General features: G+C 72.3%; 2 protein-coding genes. Both read right to left on the reverse strand.

Going from position 1 to position 26,057, the window contains the following annotated elements:
- Positions 1 to 44: 44 nt before the first annotated feature.
- On the reverse strand, positions 45 to 9,671 hold the full coding sequence (locus ACT1U9_RS06070) for a type I polyketide synthase (protein WP_444539021.1): 9,627 nt from the start codon (positions 9,669 to 9,671) through the stop codon (positions 45 to 47).
- Positions 9,672 to 9,870: 199 nt separating this feature from the next.
- Entirely contained in the window at positions 9,871 to 26,028 is a 16,158-nt protein-coding gene (locus tag ACT1U9_RS06075) for a type I polyketide synthase (protein WP_444537346.1), read from the reverse strand.
- Between the last annotated feature and the right edge of the window lie 29 nt (positions 26,029 to 26,057).

The raw sequence follows: 26,057 nt of genomic DNA on the forward strand, positions 1-26,057 counted from the left end.
TCGTCACAAACCCTTGCGCCTGCTACTGCCTGCTGTCCGCTGTGCTAAATACCGAGCTCGTTCTCGATGAAGTCGAAGAGCTCGTCGGGCGTGGCCTCTTGGAGCTTCTCGGTCACGGCCTCGCCACTGGATTCGGTGTGCGGTTCACCCCACTTCGCCAGGAGGGCCTGCAGACGCAGCGCGATGTCGGTACGTGTTTCGGCGGTTTCGCCGTCCGGGTCGAGCACGGACAGCGCGGACTCCAGCTTTTCGAGTTCCGCGATTCCGGGAGCCGCCCCGGCGCTGCCGTCCTGGGTGATCTCGCCACGCAGGAAGTCGGCCAGGGCCGCCGGGGTCGGGTGGTCGAAGACGAGGGTGGCCGGGAGCCGCAGGCCGGTGGCCGCGTTGAGCCGGTTGCGCAGCTCCAGCGCGATCAAGGAGTCGAAGCCGAGCTCCTTGAAGGCGCGGCCTGCGCCCACCTCGTCTGTGGTCGGGTGGCCGAGCGCGGTGGCCGCGTGCGAGCGGACCAGCGCGAGTACGGCCAGGGTCTGTTCGGCCTGCGGCATGACCGCGAGCCGGCGGCGCAGTGCCTCGGCCGGGGATGCCTCTCCGGCCGCTTCGCCGGCCGGGGCGGACTCGGCCAGCTGCCGCACCTCGGGCAGGTCGGCCAGGAACGGGCTGGGCCGTACGGCGGTGTAGCCGGGCGTGAACCGTTCCCACTGGATGTCGGCGACGGCCACGGCCGCCTCCGCGTGGTCGAGGGCCTGCTGGAGGGCGCGGATCGCGGAGCGGGGCGCCATCGCGGGCACACCGCCCCGGTCGAGCCGTTCCCCGATCGCGCCGCCCGCGGCGAGTCCGCTGTCGCCCCAGCGGCCCCAGGCCACGGAGGTCGCGGCCAGGCCGTCGGCGCTGCGCTGCTCGGCCAGGGCGTCCAAGTAGGCGTTCGCGGCGGCATAGTTGCCCTGTCCGGCGTCGCCGAGCGTGCCGGCGACACCGGAGAAGAGGACGAACGCGGACAGGTCCAGGTCGCGGGTCAGCTCGTGCAGGGTGAGCGCCGCATCCGCCTTGGGGGCGAGTACGGTCGCGAACCGCTCGGGGGTGAGCGCGTCGATGACACCGTCGTCGAGGACGCCGGCTGTGTGCACGACGGCGGTCAGCGGGTGCTCGGCGGGGACTGCCGCGAGCAGCGCGGTGACGGCGTCGCGGTCGGCGGCGTCGCAGGCGGCGACGGTGACGTCGGCGCCCAACTCACGCAGTTCGGCGGCGAGTTCGGCGGCACCGGGCGCATCCGCGCCACGGCGGCTGGTGAGCAGCAGGTGCTCGGCACCGTTCTCCGCCAGCCAGCGGGCGACATGCGCACCCAGCGCACCCGTACCACCGGTCACCAGAGTCGTACCCTGCGGCTTCCAGGTCGTGCCGGGCGCGTCGGCGAGGGGCGCATGGGTCAGTCGGCGGCCGAAGAGCCCGGAGGCGCGCAGCGCCACCTGGTCCTCTGCCCCGTCACCGGCCAGCACGCCCACGAGCCGGGTCAACGCCCGCTCGTCCGCGTCCTGCGGCAGGTCGATCAGGCCGCCCCAGCGGTCCGGGTACTCCAGCGCGACGGTCCGGCCGAAGCCCCACACCAGCGCCTGCGCCGGGTCCTGGAGCCGCTCGGAACGGGCCACGGAGACCGCGCCCCGCGTGACGCACCACAGCGGTGCGGCGACGTCGGCATCACCGAGGGCCTGCACGAGCGCGGCGGTCCCGCCGAGTCCGGCGTGGGCGCGCAGCGCGGATTCCGTGGCAGCCCCCTCGTCGCCGAGGGCGAGGAGGGAGAGGACGCCGCCGGGAGCGGTCCCGGCCGTCTCGGCCTTGAGCACGGCGGCGAGAGCGTCACGACCGGCGTCGGCGGGGACCACGATCGTACGGACGTCAGCACCGCGCTCACCGAGCGTACGGACCACGGCCTCGGCCCACTCCGCGGCGGGACCGGTCGGCGCCTCGGGGGTGACAACCAGCCAACTGCCCGACAGACGCGCGGTCGTGGCCTCGGCCAACGGCTTCCAGGTGACGCGGTAGCGCCAGCCATCCACCGTGGACTGCTCCCGGCTCTGCTTACGCCAGGACGACAGCGCGGGCAGCAGCGCGGTCAGCGGCCGCTCGTCCTCGATGTCGAGCTCAGCGGTCAGCGCCTCAAGATCCTCGCGCTCGACGGCCTCCCAGAAACGTGCGTCGATCGCATCCCCCGCCGACACCGCCACAGTTTCGACCGCCGCGGCCTCCGGCCAGAAACGCTGCGACTGGAAGGCGTAGGTGGGCAGGTCCACACGCTGGGCACCCGTGCCCGCGAAGACCGCGTCCCAGTCCACCGACACACCACGGGCCCACGCCTCACCCAACGACAGCCAGAAACGCTCCAGACCACCCTCGCCACGGCGCAACGACCCCAGCACAGCAGCCTCACGGCCCGCATCCTCAACCGTCTCCGCCACACCCACCGTCAGCACCGGATGCGGGCTGGACTCGATGAACACCCCGAAACCCTGCTCAAGCAAAGTCCGGGTCGCCTGCTCCAACTCCACCGTCTGCCGCAGATTCCGGAACCAATACCCCGCATCCAGCTCCGGACCCTTAACCCACTCCCCCGTCACCGTCGACAAGAACGGCACCTCACCCGCACCCGGCTTCACCGGAGCGAGCAGTTCCAGCAGTTCCTCACGCAACAACTCCACCTGAGCCGAATGCGAGGCATAATCCACCGCGATACGCCGCGCCCGCACACCCTCGCTCTCGCAGGTGGCGAAGAACTCATCCAGCGCGGCCACCTCACCCGACACCACCACCGACGAAGGACCATTCACCGCGGCAACAGAAATCCGGTCCTCACCCCACGGAGCAATCCGCTCCCGCACCGCAGCAGCAGGAAGCGGAACCGACACCATCCCGCCCAGACCCGCCAGCACACGGCCGATCGCCTGCGAACGCAACGCCACCACACGCGCCGCATCCTCCAACGACAAGATCCCCGCCACACACGCAGCAGCAATCTCCCCCTGCGAATGCCCGATCACCGCACCCGGCACCACACCCGCAGCACGCCACACCTCGGCCAACGACACCATCACCGCAAACAGAGCAGGCTGCACCACATCGACGCGCTCCAACGACGGCGCATCTTCAGCACCGCACAGCACATCGCGCAGCGACCAGCCGGTAAACGGCTCAAGCGCCTTCCCACACTCATCCACCCGCGCAGCGAACACCGGTGAAGCGTCCAACAACGACTGGGCCATGCCCACCCATTGCGACCCCTGACCCGGGAACACGAAAACCGTCTTGCCCCCGACTGCCTCCCCCTGAACGAGCAGGGGTGAGGTCTCCCCTTCCGCCAGTGCGGTCAGTGCGGTGACGAAGTCGGCATGCTCCCGGCCGATCAGCACGGCACGCCGGTCAAGGGCGGAACGGGTGGTCGCCAGGGAGTGGCCGACATCGGCAAGCCGCAGGTCAGAGCGGTTTGCCAGGTGCGCAAGGAGGCGTTCGGCCTGGCCGCGCAGGGCCTTCTCGCTCTTGGCCGTCAGCGTCCAGGGCAGGGCGGCGGGACGGTCGGACGCGCTGCCGCCGGAGAGGGTAGCGGTCGATAGGGGTTCGGCCGGCGACACAGGGGTCTCCTGGCCGTCGGACCCCTGCTCGGCCGGCGCCTGCTCGATGATGGCGTGCGCGTTGGTGCCGCTGAAGCCGAAGGACGAGACGCCCGCGCGCCAGGGGCCGTCGCTCTGCGGCCACTCCCGCTGTTCGGTCAGCAGGGTGACCTCGCCCGCGCTCCAGTCGACGTGCGGGGTGGGCTCGTCGATGTGCAGGCTCTTCGGCACGACGCCGTGCTGCATGGCGAGCACCATCTTCATGACACCCGCGACACCGGCCGCCGCCTGAGCGTGGCCGATGTTCGACTTGACCGAGCCGAGCAGCAGCGGCCGATCGGCCGGTCGGTCCTGGCCGTACGTGGCGAGCAGGGCCTGCGCCTCGATCGGGTCACCGAGCGTCGTACCCGTACCGTGCGCCTCCACGACGTCCACCTCGGCCGCGGTGAGGCGGGCGTTGGCGAGAGCCTGGCGGATGACGCGCTGCTGGGAAGGGCCGTTGGGAGCGGTGAGGCCGTTGCTCGCACCGTCCTGGTTGACGGCCGAGCCGCGCACGATCGCGAGGACGGGGTGCCCGTTGCGCTGCGCGTCGGACAGCCGCTCCACGAGCAGCATGCCGACGCCCTCGGCGGGGCTGAAGCCGTCGGCGTCCGAGGAGAACGCCTTGCAGCGCCCGTCCGTGGACAGTCCGCGCTGGCGGCTGAACTCGATGAAGGTGCCCGGCGTCGACATGACCGTCACACCGCCCGCCAGGGCGAGCGAGCACTCGCCGCTCCGCAGGGCCTGTACGGCCAGGTGCAGGGCGACCAGCGACGACGAGCACGCGGTGTCGACGGTGACCGCCGGGCCTTCGAGACCGAAGGTGTACGACAGGCGGCCGGAGACGACGCTGCCCGCGCTGCCGGTGGCCAGGTGGCCTTCGAGGCCGTCCGTGGCGGCGCGTACGAGGTTGGAGTAGTCGGAGCCGTTGGTGCCGACGAAGACACCGGACTGGCTGCCGTGCAGGGACGACGGGTCGATCCCGGCCCGCTCGAACGCCTCCCACGAGGTCTCCAGCAGCAGACGCTGCTGCGGGTCCATCGCCATCGCCTCACGCGGCGAGATCCCGAAGAACCCGGCATCGAACGCGGCGACGTCGGAGAGGAAGCCGCCCTCGCGGGTGTACGAGGTGCCCTGCGCGTCGGGGTCGGGGTCGTACAGCGCCTCGACGTTCCAGCCGCGGTCCAGGGGGAACGTCGACAGCGCATCGCCGTCGGTGGTGAGCAGCTGCCACAGCTCCTCGGGGTTGCGGACCCCGCCGGGGAAACGGCAGCTCATCGCGACGATGGCGATCGGCTCGGCGTCGGAGACCGCGGCGACGGGCACGAGGGCGGCGGACGCCGCATCCCGGCCGAAGAACTCCGCGCGCAGGTGCCGGGCGAGGACCGTGGGCGTCGGGTAGTCGAAGACGAGGGTGGGCGGCAGCTTGAGGCCGCTGACCGCGTTCAGCCGGTTGCGCAGTTCGACCGAGGTGAGCGAGTCGAAGCCCAACTCCTTGAACGCCCGGGCCGGTTCGACCGCGTCGGGCCCCGCGTAGCCGAGGACGGAGGCCACGGCCGTACGGACCAGGTCGAGGAGCAGCCGTTCCTGCTCGGGCTCGGGCTGTCCGGCGAGCTTCTGGGCGAGCGCGGCGGCGCCGCCCGTCTCCTCGGCGGCATCCGCACGGGTGCTCTCCATGACCTCCCGTGCCTCGGGCAGGTCGTGCAGCAGCGGCCGGGTGCGACCGGAGGTGAAGGCGAGGACGAAGCGGCGCCATTCCATGTCGGCGACGGTGAGGGTGGTCTCGTCGCGGTCCAGCGCGTGCTGGAGGGCGGAGACGGCACGCTCGGGCGACATCTCCATGACGCCGTGGCGGCGCATGCGGTCGCCCACCGCGCCTTCGGCCATGCCGCCGTCGCCCCAGGGGCCCCAGGCGAGGGAGGTGGCGGGCAGCCCTTCGGCGCGGCGGTACTCGGCGAAGGCGTCCAGGAAGGCGTTGCCGGGCGCGTAGTTGCCCTGGCCCGGGGCGCCGAACGTGGCGGCGAAGGACGAGAAGAAGACGAACGCGGACAGGTCCAGGTCGCGCGTCAGCTCATGCAGGTGGAGGGTCGCGTCGACCTTCACCCGGAGCACCCGCTCGATCTGCTCGGGGGCGAGCGCCTCGATGACACCGTCGTCCAGGACGGCGGCCGTGTGCACGACGGCGGTGAGCGGCCGGTCGGCGGGTACGGACGCGATGAGGCCGGCCACCGCGTCGCGGTCGCCGACGTCGCAGGCGGCGATGGTGACGTCGGCGCCCAACTCACGTAGTTCGGCGGCGAGTTCTGTGGCGCCGGGGGCGTCCGGGCCGCGGCGGCTGGTGAGCAGCAGGTGCTCGGCGCCGTTCTCCGCCAGCCAGCGGGCGACATGCGCACCCAGCGCACCCGTACCACCGGTCACCAGAGTCGTACCGGCGGGACGCCACTCCCGTACCGCCGGGGTCTCGGTGAGACGGGCGCGGACGAGCCGGCGTACGAAGAGGCCGGAGGTGCGGACCGCCACCTGGTCCTCGGCGGCATCACCGGCGAGCACGCCCGCGAGCCGGGCCAGGGCCCGGTCGTCGACGGTGTCCGCGCCGGGCAGGTCGATCAGACCGCCCCAGCGCTCGCCGTGCTCCAGTGCGGCCACCCTGCCGAGGCCCCAGACCGGTGCCTGCGCCGGGTCCACCAACTGCTCGGAGCGGCCGGTGGCGACGGCACCACGGGTGACGCACCACAGGGGCGCGGTGACGGAGGCGTCACCGAGGGCCTGGACGAGGGAGAGCGTGGCGATCACGCCGGCGGGCGCGGTGACACCGAACGGCTCATCGGTTCCCGTGGACGACACCAGGGACAGGACGCCCGAGACGGCGGGCCCGTCGGCGAGGGCGGCACTGATCCGGCCGGTGAGTTCGGCGCGGGTGTCGTCGGTGCGGGCGACCTCGACCTGCCGTACGTCGGCTCCGTGTTCGCCGAGGGTGCGCAGCACGGCGTCGGTCCACTCGGCGGCGGCCCCGGTCCGGGCCTCGGGCACGGCGACCAGCCAAGTGCCCGACAGACGGGCGGTGGTGGGCTCGGGGGCGGGCTTCCAGGTGACGCGGTAGCGCCAGCCGTCGACCGTGGACTGCTCGCGGCTCTGCTTGCGCCAGGAGGAGAGGGCCGGCAGCAGCGCGGTCAGCGTCTCGTCCTCGTCGACGTCCAGTTCGGCGGTGAGCGCGGCGACGTCCTGGCGCTCGACGGCTTCCCAGAAGCGGGCCTCGACGGTGTCGACGGGGTACGCGGTGGCAGTGGCGTCCTTGGCGGTGCCGCTTTCGAGCCAGTAGTGCTCCTGCTGGAAGGCGTAGGTGGGCAGGTCCACACGCTGGGCACCCGTGCCGGAGTACACGGCGTCCCAGTCGACCTTCACACCGCGGGCCCACGCCTCGCCCAACGACAGCCAGAAACGCTCCAGACCACCCTCGCCACGGCGCAACGACCCCAGCACAGCAGCCTCACGGCCCGCATCCTCAACCGTCTCCGCCACACCCACCGTCAGCACCGGATGCGGGCTGGACTCGATGAACACCCCGAAACCCTGCTCCAGCAAAGTCCGGGTCGCCTGCTCCAACTCCACCGTCTGCCGCAGATTCCGGAACCAATACCCCGCATCCAGCTCCGGACCCTTAACCCACTCCCCCGTCACCGTCGACAAGAACGGCACCTCGCCGGCCTGCGGCTCCACCGGAGCGAGCAGGTCCAGCAGTTCCTCACGCAACAACTCCACCTGAGCCGAATGCGAGGCGTAATCCACCGCGATACGCCGCGCCCGCACACCCTCACCTTCACAGGCGGCGAAGAACTCATCCAGCGCCTCAACCTCACCGGAAACCACCACCGACGAAGGACCATTCACCGCGGCAACAGAAATCCGGCCATCCCACGCGGCGATCCGCTCCCGTACGTCAGCGGCCGGAAGCGGGACCGACACCATCCCGCCCAGACCCGCCAGCACACGGCCGATCGCCTGCGAACGCAACGCCACCACACGCGCCGCATCCTCCAACGACAAGATCCCCGCCACACACGCAGCAGCAATCTCCCCCTGCGAATGCCCGATCACCGCACCCGGCACCACACCCGCAGCACGCCACACCTCGGCCAACGACACCATCACCGCAAACAGAGCAGGCTGCACCACATCGACCCGCTCCAACGACGGCGCACCCTCAACACCACACAACACATCACGCAAAGACCAGCCGGTAAACGGCTCAAGCGCCTTCCCACACTCATCCACCCGCGCAGCGAACACCGGAGAAGAAACCAGCAGCTCCTCCGCCATCCCCACCCACTGCGAACCCTGCCCCGGGAACACAAAAACCGTCTTCCCACCAACAACCGAACCACTCACCACACCCGCAGCGAGCCCGCCCGAAGCCACCGCCTCCACACCCGCCACATGATCACCAAAAACAACCGCACGATGATCCAAAGCAGACCGCGACGACGCCAACGACCAACCCACATCCAGCGCACGCACACCCCCCGCGCCCGCCAGCCACCCCGACAACCGCCCCGCCTGCGCCCGCAACGCACCCGCACTCTTACCCGACAACACCCACGGCACCACCGGAGCCACGGACACCTCAACGGCCTCCGCAGCCTCAACGGCCTCCGCCCCCGGCGCCTGCTCCACAATCACATGCGCATTCGTCCCACTGAACCCGAACGACGACACACCCGCACGACGCACCCGACCCACCTCAGGCCACGGCATCTTTTCCCCGATGAGGGAGACGGCGCCCGCCTCCCAGTCGACGTGCGGGGTGGGCTCGTCGAGGTGGAGCGTCTTCGGTACGACGCCGTGCCGCATCGCCTCGACCATCTTGATGATGCCGGCGACACCGGCGGCGGCCTGCGTGTGGCCGATGTTCGACTTGACCGAGCCGAGCAGCAGCGGCCGGTCGGCCGGTCGGTCCTGGCCGTACGTGGCCAGGAGGGCCTGGGCCTCGATCGGGTCACCGAGGGTGGTGCCGGTGCCGTGCGCCTCCACGACGTCGACGTCCACCGCCGACAGGCGGGCGTTGGTCAGGGCCTGGTGGATGACGCGCTGCTGGGAAGGGCCGTTGGGAGCGGTGAGGCCGTTGCTGGCGCCGTCCTGGTTGATGGCCGAGCCGCGCACGATCGCGAGGACGGGGTGCCCGTTGCGCTGCGCGTCGGACAGCCGCTCGACGAGCAGCATGCCGACGCCCTCGCCCCAGCCCGTACCGTCGGCGGCGGCCGCGAAGGGCTTGCAGCGGCCGTCGGCGGCCAGGCCGCGCTGGCGGCTGAACTCGGTGAAGGTCGCGGGGGTCGCCATCACGGTGACACCGCCGGCCAGGGCCAGCGAGCACTCGCCGGCACGCAGGGCCTGGACCGCGAGGTGCAGGGTGACCAGGGAGGACGAGCACGCGGTGTCGACGGTGACCGCCGGGCCTTCGAGACCGAAGGTGTAGGCGACGCGGCCCGAGGCGATGCTGCCGGAGCTTCCGGTGCCGAGGAAGCCCTCGACGCCCTCAGGCACCGAGTCGAGGCGTGCGGTGTAGTCGTGGTACATCACACCGGCGAAGACGGCCGTGCGGCTGCCGCGTACGGACGACGGGTCGATACCCGCCCGCTCGAACGCCTCCCAGGAGGCCTCCAACAGCAGCCGCTGCTGCGGGTCCATCGCCATCGCCTCACGCGGCGAGATCCCGAAGGGGGCGGGGTCGAAGCGGGCGGCGTCGTAGAGGAACGCGCCCTCGCTGACGTAGCTGGACCCGGGGCTGTCGGGGTCGGCGTCGTAGAGCGACTCCACGTCCCAGCCCCGGTCGACCGGGAAGCCGGAGACGGCGTCGTCGCCGTTCTCGACGAGCCGCCACAGGTCTTCGGGGGTTCGCACCCCGCCGGGGTAGCGGCAGCTCATCGCGACGATGGCGATGGGCTCCTGGCTCTTCTCCTCGACCTCGCGCAGCCGCTTGCGGGCCTGGCGCAGATCGGCGGTCGCCCGCTTGAGGTAGTCGCGAAGCTTGTCCTCGTTCACCATTTGCGTGAGCTCCATGCCTCAGGGGCGGTTGTGCCGGTCGGTCGTCAGGGTGGCCGGGGCCCGGTGTGCGGGTCCCGTGGCCTGTTGTCGTGTCGCGGGGCCCCGGCCGGTCACTGCCTGGGCAGGGGCCGGGGTCCGGTGTTGAGGTGGGGCGCGCCCTGCGAAGGGCGCGCCCCGGGGCTGTGTTCCGGGCGGCTCAGGACGCCCCGAGCTCGTCGTCGAGCAGATCGAAGAGCTCGTCGTCCGTCACCGATTCGAGGTCGCCGTCGTCCCCGTCATCGGTGGCGCCACCCGTTTCCTGGGCGTCGTTCCACTTGGCCATGAGTGCCTGGAGGCGCATCGTGATCCGCGAGCGTGTGACGCTGTCCGCGTCCGCCGCGGCCAAGGACGCCTCCAGCCGGTCGAGTTCACCGAAGACGGACGGTCCGTCGTCGAGGGGCAGCGCGGAGCGCAGATATCCGCTCAGCGCCTCGGGGGTCGGATAGTCGAAGATCAGCGTGGCGGGCAGCCGCAGGCCGGTGGCGGCGCCGAGCCGGTTGCGCAGCTCGACCGCGGTCAGCGAGTCGAAGCCCAACTCCTTGAAGGCACTGCCGGGTTCGATGGCCCCGGCCCCGCTGTGACCGAGGACCTGCGCCACATGGGTGCAGACCAGGTCCAGGAGCACCCGGTCCCGTTCGGCGGCCGGCAGCTGGGCGAGCCGCTGTGCGAGCGAGTCCGGAGCGGCGCCCGCCGCCTGGCCGCCGGCCCTGCTCCGTACCGGGGTACGGAGCAGTCCGCGCAGCAACGGCGGTACGGCATCGCCGACTTGGGCGTGCAGCACGGCCAGGTCGAGCCGGGCGGGCACCAGTACGGCCGCGGCCCGTTCCGTTTCCGTACCGGCGGCCGTGACGCCCGGGGAAGCCGGCTCCGTCAGCGCCGCGTCGAAGAGCGCGAGCCCCTCGGCCGCGGAGAGCGGGTTCATGCTGCCCCGGCTCAGACGCCGCCGGTCGTTGTCGTCGAGGGTCACGGCCATGCCCGCCTCGTCGTCCCACAGGCCCCAGGCCAGCGACACGGCGGGCAGGCCCGCCGCGCGCCGGTGCTGGGCGAGTGCGTCGAGGAACGTGTTGCCCGCCGCGTAGTTGGCCTGTCCCGCGTTGCCGAACACGCCGGCAGCGGAGGAGAACAGCACGAAGGCCGCCAGGTCCAGGCCGCGGGTCAGTTCGTGCAGGTTCCACGCCGCGTCGACCTTGGGCCGCAGCACCCGCTCCACCCGCTCGGGGGTCAGCGACTCCACCGTGCCGTCGTCCAGCACACCGGCGGTGTGCACGACGGCGGTCAGCGGATGCGCGTCGGGTACGGACTCCAGGAGCCCGGCGAGGGCGTCCCGGTCGGCCACGTCGCACGCCGCCCACGTCACCTCGGCACCCAGAGCGCCCAGCTCGTCGGCCAGTTGTACGGCTCCGTCCGCAGCGGCTCCGCGACGGCCGGCGAGCAGCAGATGCCGCACACCGTACGCGGTGACCAGGTGCCGGGCGAAGAGCCCGCCCAGGGTGCCGCCGGCGCCGGTGACGAGGACGGTGCCCTCGGGGTCCAGCGCGGCGGGTCCGTCGGCGCTCTCCCGGAGGGCGGCCCGCGCCAGGCGCGGGGCCCGTACGGTTCCGCCGCGCACCGCGAACTGGGTCTCGTCGGTGTCGAGCGCCGCGGGCAGCGCCCGGTACGAGGCGTCCTCGTCGTCGAGGTCGACCAGGACCAGGCGGTCCGGGTGCTCGGCCTGCGCGGAGCGCACCAGGCCCCATACGGCCGCGTGGGCCAGGTCCGCCACGCCCTCGGCGTCGTCCGTGCCGACGGCGCCGCGGGTGACGATCACCAGCCGGGAAGCGGCGAACCGCTCGTCCGCCAGCCAGGACCGGATCAGCTCCAGCGCTTCCGCGGTGGCGGTGCGCGCGGCCGACGCGAGGCCGCCCGCCGTGCCGAGGTCGCAGGCCAGCGGAAGGAGCACCACCTCCGGTGCGCTCTCCCCCAGTGCGTCGGCCAGATCGACCGCTTCGGCGAGGGCCGGCAGGCCGGGGTGGAGGCCGCCGCCTTCCGCCGTGCCGTCGGCGTCCGCGCCGAAGGCGGCACCCGGCGTCAGGACCCCGGTCCGCTCCAGTGCGGCACCCAGCTTCAGCGGGTCGCCGCCCAGCAGGGCCCAGCGTCCGTCGGCGGGCGACTCGGCCTCGGGCAGGGCCAGTACGGGCCAGTCGACCCGGAACAGCGCGTCGCGCGTCGCTCCCGGTCCACCGGCGCCGAGCGCGTCGACGGCGAGCGGGCGCAGCACGAGCGAGTCGATGGTCAGGACCGGCTGTCCTGACTCGTCCGCGAGGCTCAGCGCGACCGCGTCCCGGCCGGCCGGGGCCATCCGCACCCGCAGCGCGCAGGCGCCCACGGCGTGCAGCCGCACGCCGTCCCACGAGAACGGCAGCCGGGCGCCCTCCTCGGCGCCGGGGAAGAACTCCCCGAGGCCGACCGCGTGCAGGGCGGCGTCGAGCAGCGCCGGGTGGAGCCCGTACAGGGAGCCCTCCAGCCTACGGTCCTCGGCCAGGGCGACCTCGGCGAACACTTCGTCGCCGCGCCGCCAGGCGAGCCGCAGGTTGCGGAACGCCGGGCCGTAGCCAAGCCCGATCGCGTCGAACGACGGATACAGGTCCTCGATGTCGCAGGGCTCGGCCCCGGCCGGGGGCCATTCGGCCTCCGCCTCGGTGACGGCCTGTCCCTCGACGGCCAGCACACCGCTCGCGTGCCGGGTCCACGGCTCCTCGGACGCGGCGTCCTCCGGGCGCGAGTAGACGTGGAAGACCCGCCGTCCCGCCGCGTCCGGCTCCGCCACGGCGAGCCGCAGCTGCACCCCGCCCGTGGCGGGCAGCACCAGCGGTGCCTCCAGCGTGAGGTCCTCCAGCAGGTCGCAGCCCGCGTGGTCACCGGCGCGCACGGCCAGTTCGACCAGTGCGGCGCCCGGCAGCAGGACCGTGCCCGCCACGGTGTGATCGGCCAGCCAGGGGTGCGTGCGCAGCGACAGCCGCCCGGTGAACAAGAAGCCGTCCGAGTCGGGCAGTTCGACCGCCGCCCCCAGCAGCGGATGCCCGGCGGCGCCGAGACCGGCGGACGCCACGTCCCCGCTCAGCGCGTGGGCGGGCGCCTCCAGCCAGTAGCGCTGGCGCTGGAAGGCGTACGTGGGCAGGTCGACGCGCCGGGCGCCGGTCCCCGCGAAGAACGCCTCCCAGTCCACGGCGATACCCCGCAGGTGCGCCTGGGCGAGGGCCGTGGTGACCGTCTCGGCCTCGTCGCGCCCGGCCCGCAGAACGGGCAGGAACGCGGCACCGTCGACGGTCAGGCACTCCTGGGCCATGGCGGAGAGGACTCCGTCGGGGCCGAGTTCGACGTACGTGGTGACACCGGCCGCTTCGAGGGCCCGGATGCCGTCGAGGAACCGTACGGCCTCGCGGACATGACGTACCCAGAAGTCGGGGGACGACATCTCGTCCGAGACCAGAGCACCGGTCAGGTTGGAGACGACCGGGATACGCGGCGACTCGTACGACAGCCCCGCCACAACCTCACGGAACGCGTCCAACATGCCGTCCATGTGCGGGGAATGGAAGGCGTGACTGACCGTCAGCCGCTTCGACTTACGGCCTTCGAAGTGCGCGAGGACCTCAAGCGCCGCGTCCTCGTCACCCGCGATGACCACCGACCGCGGACCATTGATGGCCGCGATGGACACACCGTCGGTGAGGTACGGAAGCACCTCGTCCTCCGACGCCTGCACCGCGATCATCACACCGTCACCGGGCAACGCCTGCATCAACCGGCCCCGGGCAGCGACCAGTTCACACGCGTCCTGGAGCGAGAACACCCCCGCCACATGCGCAGCGGCAATCTCACCAATGGAATGACCCGCCAGGAAGTCCGGCTTCAGGCCCAGGGACTCCACCAGACGGAACAGCGCGACCTCGACGGCGAAGAGGGCGGGCTGGGTGAACTCCGTACGATCCAGTGCCTCCGCGTCCGAGCCGAACAGCACATCCTTCAAAGGCAGTTCCAGACGCGAACACACCGCATCCAACGCCTCCGCGAAGACGGGATACGCGTCGTACAGCTCACGCCCCATCCCCAGCCGCTGACTCCCCTGACCCGTGAACAGGAACGCCAGCTTCCCGGCGCTCACCTCGCCCTCCACCAGGCCCGTCGCCAGGCCGCCCTCGGTCAGTGCCGTGAGCGCGGTGAGGAATTCCTCGCGGTCGGTGGCGACGACGGCTGCCCGCCGGGCGAGCGCCGTCCTGCTCGTGGCCAGGGAGTAGCCAATGTCGGCGAGCCCGAGTTCCGGGCAGTCGGCCACGTGCTTCCGCAGCCGCACGGCCTGCTCGCGCAGGGCCTCGGCGGTCTTGCCGGAGAGCAACCACGGCAGGCTGCCCGGGGCCCGTGCGGGCTCCTGCCCGAGGACGGGCTCCACCACGTCGGGGGCCTGCTCGATGATCGTGTGCGCATTGGTGCCGCTGAACCCGAAGGACGACACACCCGCACGACGCGGACGGCCCGTCTCCGGCCACGGCATCGAGTCGGTGAGAAGCGAGACCGCACCCGCCGACCAGTCCACATGCGGAGTCGGCTCACCCGCATGCAACGTTCGGGGAAGAACGCCGTGGCGCATGGCCATGACCATCTTGATGATGCCCGCGACACCCGCCGCCGCCTGCGTATGACCGAAGTTCGACTTCACCGAACCCAACCACAACGGACTCTCATCCGAACGCTCCCGGCCATACGTGGCCAACAACGCCTGCGCCTCGATCGGGTCACCGAGAGTCGTGCCCGTGCCATGCGCCTCGACCGCGTCCACATCGGCGGCCGACAGCCCGGCGCTCGCCAGAGCGGCGCGGATCACGCGCTGCTGAGACGGACCATTCGGAGCCGTGAGGCCGTTGCTCGCACCATCCTGGTTGACCGCCGAACCACGCACGATCGCCAGCACCGGGTGGCCCTTCGCCCGCGCATCCGACAGGCGTTCCACGAGCAGCACGCCCGCGCCCTCGGACCAGCCCGTCCCGTCCGCGTCGGCGGAGAACGCCTTGCACCGGCCGTCGGCCGCGAGGCCGCGCTGACGGCTGAACTCCACGAACGCCGCCGGGGTCGCCATGACCGTCACACCGCCCGCGAGGGCGAGCGAGCACTCGCCGTTGCGCAGCGCCTGCACCGCGAGGTGCAGGGCCACCAGCGACGACGAGCAGGCGGTGTCGACCGTGACGGCCGGGCCTTCGAGCCCGAAGGCGTACGAGAGGCGGCCGGAGATGACACTGGCCGCGTTGCCGGTGCCGAGGAAGCCCTCCACGCCTTCGGGGAGCGCGGTGAGGCGTGAGGCGTAGTCGTGGTACATGACGCCCGCGAAGACGCCCGTACGGCTGCCGCGCATCGTCGCCGGGTCGATCCCGGCCCGCTCGAACGCCTCCCACGAGGTCTCCAGGAGCAGCCGCTGCTGCGGGTCCATCGCGACGGCCTCGCGCGGCGAGATCCCGAAGAACGCCGGGTCGAAGTGGCCCGCGTCGCGGACGAATCCGCCTTCGCGGGCATAGCTCGTGCCCTGCTGGTCGGGGTCCGCGTCGAACAGCGAGTCCACGTCCCAGCCACGGTCCTCGGGGAACTCCGAGATGGCGTCGCGGCCCTCCATGACGAGTCGCCACAGGTCCTCGGGGCTCTCCACGCCGCCGGGGTAGCGGCAGCCCAGGCCCACGATCGCGATCGGTTCGTCGTCCCGTGCCGCGACGGTGACCGGGGCGGCCACCGCGGGCACGGCACCGAGGAGTTCGTCGCGCAGGTGGTCGGCCAGGACCACCGACGTCGGATAGTCGAAGACGAGCGTGGCGGGCAGCCGCAGCCCGGTCGCCGCACCGAGCAGATTGCGCAGCTCGACGGCGGTGAGCGAGTCGAAGCCCAGCTCCCGGAACGAGCTGTCCGCCGCGACCGCGTCGGGCCCGGGGTATCCGAGGACGGTGGCGACCTGTGTACGGACCAGTTGGAGGACGTACGCGGTCCGCTCGGCGGCGGGGAGACCGGCCAGGTGCTCCGCAGGTGTCGTGCCGGCAGCGGCGGTTGTTCCGGCGGTGCGTCGGGTGGTGGTCCTCACCAACCCGCTCAACATCGGCGGCAGCACACCACCAGCAGCGGCCTGCGCCCGCAACGCCACCAAGTCCAACCGCACCGGCACCAACAACGCCCGACCCGAACCCGACGCGGCATCAAACAGCGCCACACCCTCCCCAGCCGACAGCGCACTCACACCACCACGGCCCATCCGCGAACGGTCGGCCTCACCCAGCTCACCCGTCATCGCCGACGCCTCAGCCCACAACCCCCAGGCCAAAGACGTCGCCGCAAGACCCAGCGCCCGACGGTGCTGCGCCAGCGCGTCCAGGAACACGTTCGCCGCCGCGTAGTTGGCCTGCCCCGCACCACCGAACACACCAGCAGCCGAAGAGAACAACACAAACGCCGACAGATCCAAGTCACGCGTCAGCTCATGCAGGTTCCACGCCGCATCCACCTTCGGACGCAACACCGCCGACACCCGCTCCGCCGACAACGACCCCACCACACCGTCATCCAGCACACCGGCCGTGTGCACGACCGCCGTCAGCGGATGCGCCGCAGGCACAGAGTCCAGGACTACAGTCAGCGCATCCCGGTCGGCCACATCACACGCCGCCCACGACACCACAGCACCCAACTCAGCAAGCTCCGCCGACAACTCGGCAGCACCCTCAGCCGCACCACCCCGACGACTCACCAACAACAAATGCCGCACACCCCACACCGACACAAGATGACGCGCAAACAAACCACCCAACGCCCCACCCGCACCCGTCACCAACACCGTCCCGCCAGAAGCGAGTTCGATGCCCGCGCTCTCCTCCGCCACGGCACGGGTCAGCCTCGGGGCGAGAACAGCGCCGTCGCGCGCCAGGAGCTCGGGCTCTCCGGCAGCCAGGGCCGCCGTCACCGCCTGCTCCGGCAGACCGTGGTCGTCGATGTCGAGGAGGGCGAACCGGCCGGGGTGCTCGGTGCCGGCGGACCGGACCAGCCCCCATACCGCCGCACCCGCGAGATCACGGACAGCCTCGGCGGGGCCGGTCGACACCGCGCCCCGGGTGACGAACACCAGCCGGGACGAGGCGAACCGCTCCTCGGCCAGCCAGTCGTGTACGAGAGCGAGGGCGTCGGCGGCACGTGCGTGCACCGCGCCCGGCAGGGCGTCGTCCGTGGCGTCGTCCACTGTGAGGAACACCAGCTCGGGCACGCCGTCGTCCGTGGCCGCCAGGGCGGCGAGGCCGGCGTGGACCGGGACATCCGTCCCCTTCACCGCGGTGCCGACCACGGCGTGGCGGAGACCGGCCGATCCGGCCGTACGGTCGGTCGGAAGCTCCGTCCAGTCGATCTGGAACAGCGATTCCTGCTGACCACCACGCGCCGCACCGATCTGCTCCGGCGAAACCGACCGCAGAACAAGCGAATCAACCGAAGCAACCGGTGCACCGGCCACATCAGCCAACTCCAACGACACCGCATCCCGACCAGCCCGAGCCAACCGCACCCGAACCACCGACGCACCCACCGCATGCAACCGCACACCACCCCAGGCGAACGGCAACCTGGCGCCGCCCTCATCACCGTCGGAACCGGTGAGGATGTCGCCGAGCGCCAAGGTGTGCAGCACCGAGTCGAGCAGCGCGGGGTGCAGCCCGAACGCCTCCGCGTCCGTCCGCACGTCCATCGGCAGGGCCAGCTCGGCGAAGAGCTCGCCGTCGCGCCGCCAGGCCGCGCGCAGGCCCTGGAACACCGGGCCGTACGCGAGCCCGGACGCGCCGAGGGTCTCGTACGCGCTGTCCACCGGCACGGCGGTCGCGCCGGCCGGCGGCCACACGGTGAGGTCGGCTTCGGTGCTCCGCACCTCGTCCGACAGCAGGCCGTCGGCATGCTGGAGCCAGGGCGCGTCGTCGTCCGGGCGGGAGTGGACGGCCAGCGGGCGGCGGCCGGAGGCGTCGGGTGCTCCGACGGCCAGTTGCAGCTGGACGGCGCCCTGCTCGGGCAGGATCAGCGGCGCCTGGAGCGTCAGGTCGTCCAAGGCCCGGCAGCCGACGTGCTCGCCCGCGTGCAGGGCCAGTTCGACGAGGGCCGCGCCGGGAAGGAGCACGGACCCCATGACGACGTGGTCCGCCAGCCAGGGGTGTGTCCGCAGCGAGAGGCGGCCGGTGAAGACGTGACCGTCGGCGTCCGCCAGCGCAACCGCCGCGCCGAGCAGCGGGTGCCCGGCGGCGGCCAGTCCGAGCCCGGCGGCGTCGCCGGGCAGGGGGATGCCGGTCGCCGGCCAGTAGCGCTCGCGCTGGAAGGCGTACGTCGGCAGGTCGACGCGGCGCGCGCCGGTCCCCGCGAAGAACGCCTGCCAGTCGGCAGCGAGGCCCCGCACGTGGCCCTGTGCCAGGGCCTTGGTGACCGCTTCGACCTCGGAGCGGTCCTTGCGGAGCACCGGCACGAAGACCGCGTCCTCGGTGACGCACTCCTGGGCCATGGCGGAGAGAACCCCGTCGGGGCCGAGTTCGAGGTAGGTGGTGACACCGGCGGCTTCGAGGGTTCGGATGCCGTCGAGGAACCGTACGGCCTCGCGGACGTGGCGTACCCAGAAGTCAGCGTTGGTCATCTCGTCGGAGACCAGGGCACCGGTCAGGTTGGAGACGACCGGGATGCGGGGCGACTCGTACGAAAGCCCCGCCACCACCTCGCGGAAAGCGTCCAGCATGCCGTCCATGTGCGGGGAGTGGAAGGCGTGACTGACCGTCAGCTCCTTGGACTTGCGGTCCGGGAACTGCGCGACGATCTCCTGCGCCGCGTCCCCGTCACCGGCGATGACCACCGACTGCGGGCCATTGATCGCGGCGATGGACACACCGTCGGTCAGGTGCGGAAGGACCTCGTCCTCCGACGCCTGCACCGCAACCATCACACCACCGGCAGGCAGCGCCTGCATCAACCGGCCACGCGCGGCGACCAGTTCACAGGCGTCCTCCAGCGAAAACACCCCGGCGACATGGGCGGCGGCGATCTCGCCGATGGAGTGACCGGCCAGGAAGTCGGGCTTCACACCCCACGACTCCACCAGCCGGAACAACGCCACCTCAACCGCGAACAACGCAGGCTGAGTGAACTCCGTACGATCCAACGCCTCCGCGTCCGAGCCGAACAGCACATCCTTCAGCGGGAGTTCAAGGTGCGCGGCGACCGCGTCCAACGCCTCCGCGAACACCGGGAAGGCGTCATACAACTCACGCCCCATCCCCAGCCGCTGACTCCCCTGACCCGTAAACAGAACGGCGGTCCGACCACCCCTGTCGACCGTGCCCGTCACCAGGCCGGAGGTCGGGCGGCGGTCCGCCAGCGCGTCCAGTGCGGTGGTGACCGAGTCGTCGTCCGTCGCGAGGACGACGGCACGGTGGTCGAACGCGGCGCGGCCAGTGGCCAGGGAGTACGCCAGGTCCAGGAGAGCGGTGTCGGGGTGGGCCGTCAGGTGTTCCCGCAGGGTGCGGGCCTGGGCGGCGAGGGCGTCCGCGCTGCGGCCGGAGAGCCGCAGGGGCAGCACGCCCGGCGCGGACCCGGGGGCGGTGCCGGCCGCCTGGGACAGCTCCGGCGCCTGCTCGATGATGGTGTGGGCGTTGGTGCCGCTGATGCCGAAGGACGACACGCCCGCGCGGCGCGGGCGGCCCGTCTCCGGCCACTCCACCGCGTCCGTCAGCAGCGAGACCGCGCCCTGCGACCAGTCGACGTGGGGCGACGGCTCGTCGGCGTGCAGGGTCTTGGGCAGCACGCCGTGGCGCATGGCCATGACCATCTTGATGATGCCCGCGACACCCGCCGCCGCCTGCGTATGACCGAAGTTCGACTTCACCGAACCCAACCACAACGGGTTCTCGTCCGCATGCTCCTGGCCATACGTGGCCAGCAACGCCTGCGCCTCGATCGGGTCACCGAGGGTCGTGCCGGTGCCGTGCGCCTCGACCGCGTCCACGTCGGCGGCGGTGAGCCCGGCGCTCGCGAGAGCGGCACGGATCACGCGCTGCTGGGAAGGACCGTTCGGAGCCGTGAGGCCGTTGCTCGCGCCGTCCTGGTTGACCGCCGAACCACGCACGATCGCCAGCACCGGGTGGCCGTTCTTCCGCGCGTCCGACAGGCGTTCCACGAGCAGCATGCCCGCGCCCTCGCCCCAGCCCGTACCGTCGGCATCCGCCGAGAAGGCGCGGCAGCGGCCGTCGGCCGACAGGCCGCGCTGACGGCTGAAGCCGACGAAAGTGCCGGGGGTCGCCATGACGGTGACACCGCCCGCCAGGGCCATGTCGCACTCGCCCGTGCGCAGTGCCTGGACCGCCATGTGCAGGGCGACCAGCGACGAGGAGCAGGCGGTGTCGATGGTGACGGCGGGGCCTTCGAGGCCGAAGGCGTACGAGACCCGGCCGGAGGCGATACTGCCGGTGCTGCCGGAGCCGAGTGAGCCGTCCGCGCCGTCGGAGGAGTTCTCCAGCAGGGCGGCGTAGTCGTGGTACATGACACCGGCGAACACGCCGGTGCGGCTGCCGCGCACGGTGGCCGGGTCGATGCCCGCCCGCTCGAACGCCTCCCAGGTGGTCTCCAGAAGGAGCCGCTGCTGAGGATCGGTGCCGACGGCCTCGCGCGGGCTGATCCCGAAGAAGGTCGGGTCGAACGCGGCGGCGTCGTGCAGGAATCCACCGTGGCGGGTGTACGAGGTCCCCCGGTTGTCCGGGTCGGGGTCGTACAGCGACTCGACGTCCCAGCCCCGGTCGCCGGGGAAGGCGGAGATCGCGTCGGTGCCGCTCTCCAGGAGCCGCCACAGCTCCTCGGGGGTGGTCACACCGCCGGGGTAGCGGCAGCTCATCGCCACGATGGCGATCGGGTCCCCGGCGAGGGCGGAGACGGGGCCGCCGGATGCGGCCTCGGCTGTCCCGGCCGTGAGTTCGCCGGCCAGGTGGCGGGCGAGGACGAGCGAGGTCGGGTAGTCGAAGACGAGCGTGGCGGGCAGGCGTCTGCCGACCGAGGCGCCCAGCCGGTTGCGCAGTTCGACGGCCGTGAGGGAATCGAAGCCCAGCTCGTTGAAGGCGTGTTCGGGGTCGATGGCGTCCGGTGACCCGTGGCCGAGCACCTCGGCGACATGGCCGCGGACGAGGTCCACGAGCAACCGCTCACGCTCGGGCGCGTCAAGGCCCAGGAGCCGCTGTTCGAGGGCCGAGAGCGCGGTGGGGTCCGTGGTGCCGCGCCCGACGGAGGCGACGCGACGCGCGGGGGTGCGCACCAGCCCGCGCAGCAGCGGGGTGACTTCCGCGCCCGGGGCGGGCAGCGTGAGCCGCATCGGTACGAACAGGGCGTGGCCTGCCGACTCGCCGTCCCCTTGGCCGGAGAGGGCGTCGGCGAGGTCGAACAGTGCGAGGCCTTCGGCGGCGGTGAGCCCGTGTACGCCGCCGCGCTTCATCCGGTCGATGTCGGCGGCGCCGAGGGTGCCCGCCATTCCGTCGGCGTCCTCCCACAGGCCCCAGGCCAGCGACTGGGCGGGGAGCCCCTGGGCGCGGCGGTGCTGGGCGAGGGCGTCCAGGAACGTGTTGGCCGCCGCGTAGTTGCCCTGGCCGGGAGCGCCGAAGACGCCGGCGGCCGAGGAGAACAGGACGAAGGCGGACAGATCGAGGCCGCGGGTCAGCTCATGGAGGTGGAGGGCGGCGTCGGCCTTGGGCCGCAGTACGGTGTCCAGGCGTTCGGGGGTCAGCGAGTCGATGATCCCGTCGTCCAGCACACCGGCCGTGTGCACGACCGCCGTCAGCGGGTGCGCGGCGGGCACGGCGGCCAGGACCGCGGCCAGCGCGTCCCGGTCGGCCGCGTCGCACGCCGCCCACGCCGCCTGAGCGCCCAACTCGGACAGTTCCGCCACCAGTTCGGCCGCACCCGGCGACCGCTCGCCACGACGGCTGAGCAGCAACAGGTGCCGGGCGCCGCGCTCGGCGACGAGATGGCGGGCGAGGAGTCCGCCCAGGGTGCCGCCGGCGCCCGTGATCAGGACGGTGCCGTCCGGGTCGTACGACGGGGTGCCGGCCGGGCCTCCGGCGGGGGCCTTCGCCAGGCGCGGCGCACGGGCGGTGCCGGAGCGCAGGGCGAGTTCGGGTTCGCCGGTTCCGAGTGCGGCGGTGAGTACCCGGAGGCGGTCCTCGGTGTCGTGGGGCTCGTCGGTGTCGACGAGGACGAAGCGGCCCGGGTGCTCGGACTGCGCGGAGCGCACCAGTCCCCGGACGACCGCGTGGACGGGGTCGGGCACCGGCTCCCCGGGTGCCGTGGCGACCGCCCCCCGGGTCAGGAACACCAGGCGGGTGTCGTCGAGTCGCGGGTCGGCCGTGCACTGCCGCAGCAGGGCGAGCGTGCGGTGGGCGGCCTCGTGGACCGCTTCCGCGGTGAGCAGGGGTGCCTCGGGGTGGTGTACAAGCACGACGTCGGGCGCGGGCTCGCCCGCGTCGAGCGCCGCGATCAGCGCGGCGGCCGGGTCGACGGCGGACGCTGCCGCCCGGTCCGGGCCGGCGGGGTCGCCGAGCACCGCCCAGCGCACCTCGGCCGCGTCGGGCAGGGCGAGCGGGGCCCACTCCACCTGGAACAGCGCGTCGTGGTGCCCGGTCCGGCCGGCGTCGAGCCGCTCGGCGACGGTGCGCAGCGCGAGCCGGGCGATGTCGGCCACGGGCCTGCCCTCGCCGTCGGCCAGGGCCAGGGAGACCGCGTCCGGCCCGGCCTGGGTCAGGCGCACGCGCAGCACCGAAGCGCCCACGGCGTGCAGGGCGACCCCGTTCCAGGAGAACGGCAGCCTGCCCCGGCCGGTGTCCTCGACCAGTCCGGCGAGGCCGATGGCGTGCAGGGCCGCGTCGAGCAGCGCGGGATGCAGCCCGAACCGCCGGGCCTCGTCCTGCTGTCCAGCGTCGAGTTCGACCTCGGCGTACGTCGTGCCGTCCACGTGCCGCCAGGCCGCGCGGACGCCCTGGAAGGCGGGTCCGTACGCCAGCCCCGCCTCGGCGAGTCCCGCGTACAGCGTCTCCACGGGCAGCGGGGTGGTGTCGGCCGGGGGCCAGACGTCCGGGGCGAAGAGAGGCTGCGGGGCTCCGGCGGCGAGGACGCCGTCGGCGTGCCGCGTCCACGGCTCGTCGGCGGTGGCGTCCTGGGTCGTGGGCTCCGGGCGGGAGTGGACGCCCAGGGTGCGACGGCCGGTGGCGTCGGGGGCGCCGACCCACAACTGGAGCTGCACGCCGCCCTGTTCGGGCAGGACCAGCGGCGCGTGGAGGGTGAGCTCTTCGAGCAGGTCGCAGCCGACCTGGTCGCCCGCGCGGATCGCCAGTTCGACGAAGGCGGTGCCGGGCAGCACGGCCGATCCCATGACGGCGTGGTCGGCGAGCCAGGGGTGGGTGTCGAGCGAGAGACGGCCCGTAAGAAGAAAGCCGTCGATGTCGGCGAGCTCGACGGCCGCACCGAGGAGCGGATGGCCGGCCGCGCCGAGGCCGGCCGACGAGACGTCCCCGCTGGGCCGCCCGGCGTCGAGCCAGTAGGTGTCGCGCTGGAAGGCGTAGGTGGGCAGGTCGACGCGCCGGGCGCCGGAACCGGCATAGTACGCCTGCCAGTCGGCGCTCAGACCACGGACATGCAGCCGGGCGAGGGCGCCGGTCAGGGTCTCGGTCTCGGTCCGGCCCTTGCGCAGGACCGGCACGAAGGCGGCGTTGTCACCGGTGGCGCACTCCTGGGCCAGGGCGGAGAGCACCGCGTCCGGGCCGAGTTCCACGAAGTGCGCGACATTGCGGTCGGCGAGGGCGCGGATGCCGTCGAAGAACCGCACGGTCTCGCGGACGTGGCGTACCCAGAAGTCGGGGGACACCATCTCGTCGGAGACCAGGGCACCGGTCAGGTTGGAGACGACCGGGATGCGGGGCGACTCGTACGAAAGCCCCGCGACTACTTCACGGAAGGCGTCCAACATGCCGTCCATGTGAGGCGAGTGGAACGCGTGACTGACCGTCAGCCGCTTGGACTTGCGGTCCGGGAACTGCGCGAGGATCTTAAGCGCCGCGTCCTCGTCACCGGCGATGACCACCGACTGCGGACCATTGATGGCTGCGATGCTGACCTGGTCGGTGAGGTACGGAAGTACCTCGTCCTCCGACGCCTGAACGGCGATCATGACACCGCCACCAGGCAACGCCTGCATCAACCGGCCACGCGCGGCAACCAGTTCACAGGCGTCCTGAAGCGAGAACACACCCGCCACATGCGCAGCAGCTATCTCACCTATCGAGTGGCCCGTAAGGAAGTCGGGCTTCAGGCCCCACGACTCCACCAGGCGGAACAACGCCACCTCAACCGCGAACAACGCAGGCTGAGTGAACTCCGTACGATCCAACGCCTCAGCATCCGAACCGAACAGCACGTCCTTCAGAGGACGTTCGAGGTGCCGGTCCAGCTCGGCGCAGGTCTCGTCCAGGGCCCCGGCGAAGGCCGGGTACGTGTCGTACAGCTCACGTCCCATGCCGAGGCGCTGGCTGCCCTGACCGGTGAACAGGAACGCCGTCTTTCCGGCGACCGGGCGGCCCTGGGTGATGCCCGGTCCCGTCGCGTCGGTGCCGAGTGCGGCAAGGTTCCGGAGTGCCTGGAGGAGTCCGGCGTCGTCGTCGGCGGTGAGGACGGCGCGGTGGTCGAAGTCGGTGCGCCCGGCCGCGAGCGAGTGGGCGACGTCCCCGGCGCGCAGGCCGGGGTGGGCGGCCAGGTGGGTGTGGAGCTTGTCCGCCTGGGCGCGCAGGGCGGCCGGGGTCCTGGCCGAGAGGTTCCACAGCGGCGGCACGGCCGGGGCGACGGCGGCGGGGATCTCGTCCTCGGTACCGGGGGTGGCCTCGGGGGCCTGTTCGAGGATGGTGTGGGCGTTGGTGCCGCTGATGCCGAACGAGGAGACACCCGCGCGGCGCGGGTTGCCGGTCTCGGGCCACGGGATGCTGCTGGTGAGGAGGGAGACGGCGCCGTCGGTCCAGTCGACGTTCGGGGTCGGCTCGTCGACGTGCAGGGTCTTGGGCAGCACGCCGTGGCGCATGGCCATGACCATCTTGATGATGCCCGCGACACCGGCGGCGGCCTGGGTGTGGCCCATGTTCGACTTGATGGAGCCGAGCCACAGCGGGCGGCCCTCGGGGCGGTCCTGGCCGTAGGTGGCGAGGAGGGCCTGGGCCTCGATGGGGTCGCCGAGGGTGGTGCCGGTGCCGTGCGCCTCGACCGCGTCGACCTGGGTGGCCGACAGGCGGGCGCCGGCCAGTGCCTGGCGGATGACGCGCTGCTGGGACGGACCGTTCGGGGCCGTGAGGCCACTGCTGGCACCGTCCTGGTTGACGGCGGAGCCGCGGACGAGCGCGAGGACGGGGTGGCCGTTCTTGCGGGCGTCGGACAGCCGCTCCAGGACGAGCATGCCAGCGCCCTCGCCCCAGCCGGTGCCGTCGGCGGCGCCCGCGAAGGACTTGCAGCGGCCGTCACCGGCGAGACCCCGCTGGCGGCTGAACTCGGTGAAGGTGCCGGGCGTCGACATCACGGTGACACCACCGGCCAGGGCCAGCGTGCACTCGCCGTTGCGCAGCGCCTGGGCGGCCAGGTGGACCGCGACCAGCGAGGACGAACAGGCGGTGTCGATGGTGACGGCCGGGCCCTCAAGGCCCAGGGTGTAGGCGATCCGGCCCGAGGCGATGCTGCCGGAGCTGCCGTTGCCGAGGAAGCCCTCGATCTCCTCGGGGACGCTGAACAACCGGGCGGCGTAGTCGTGGTACATGAGGCCGGCGAAGACGCCCGTGCGGCTGCCGCGCAGCGACGAGGGGGCGATGCCCGCCCGCTCGAACGCCTCCCAGGAGGTCTCAAGGAGCAGCCGCTGCTGCGGGTCCATCGCCAGGGCCTCGCGCGGCGAGATCCCGAAGAACGCGGCGTCGAACTCGGCCGCGTCGTGCAGGAAGCCGCCGACCTGCTCGTACTCCTCGATGCCGCTCTCGGGGTCGGGGTCGAACAGGACGTCGGCATCCCAGCCCCGGTTCACCGGGTACGGGGAGGCCGCGTCGCCGCCGCGGGCCACGAGCTCCCACAACTGCTCCGGGGTGTCGACGCCCCCGGGGTAGCGGCAGCTCATCGCCACGATGGCGATGGGCTCCTGCTCCCGCTCCTCGACCTCGCGCAGCCGCCGTCGGGCCTCGCGGAGATCGGTCGTCGCCCGCTTGAGGTAATCGAGGTACTTCTCCTCGTTCACCATTTACGCCATCCCCGTGATCAGAGTCGGAA

Source organism: Streptomyces sp. BR1 (assembly GCF_052373795.1).
Lineage (GTDB): Bacteria > Actinomycetota > Actinomycetes > Streptomycetales > Streptomycetaceae > Streptomyces.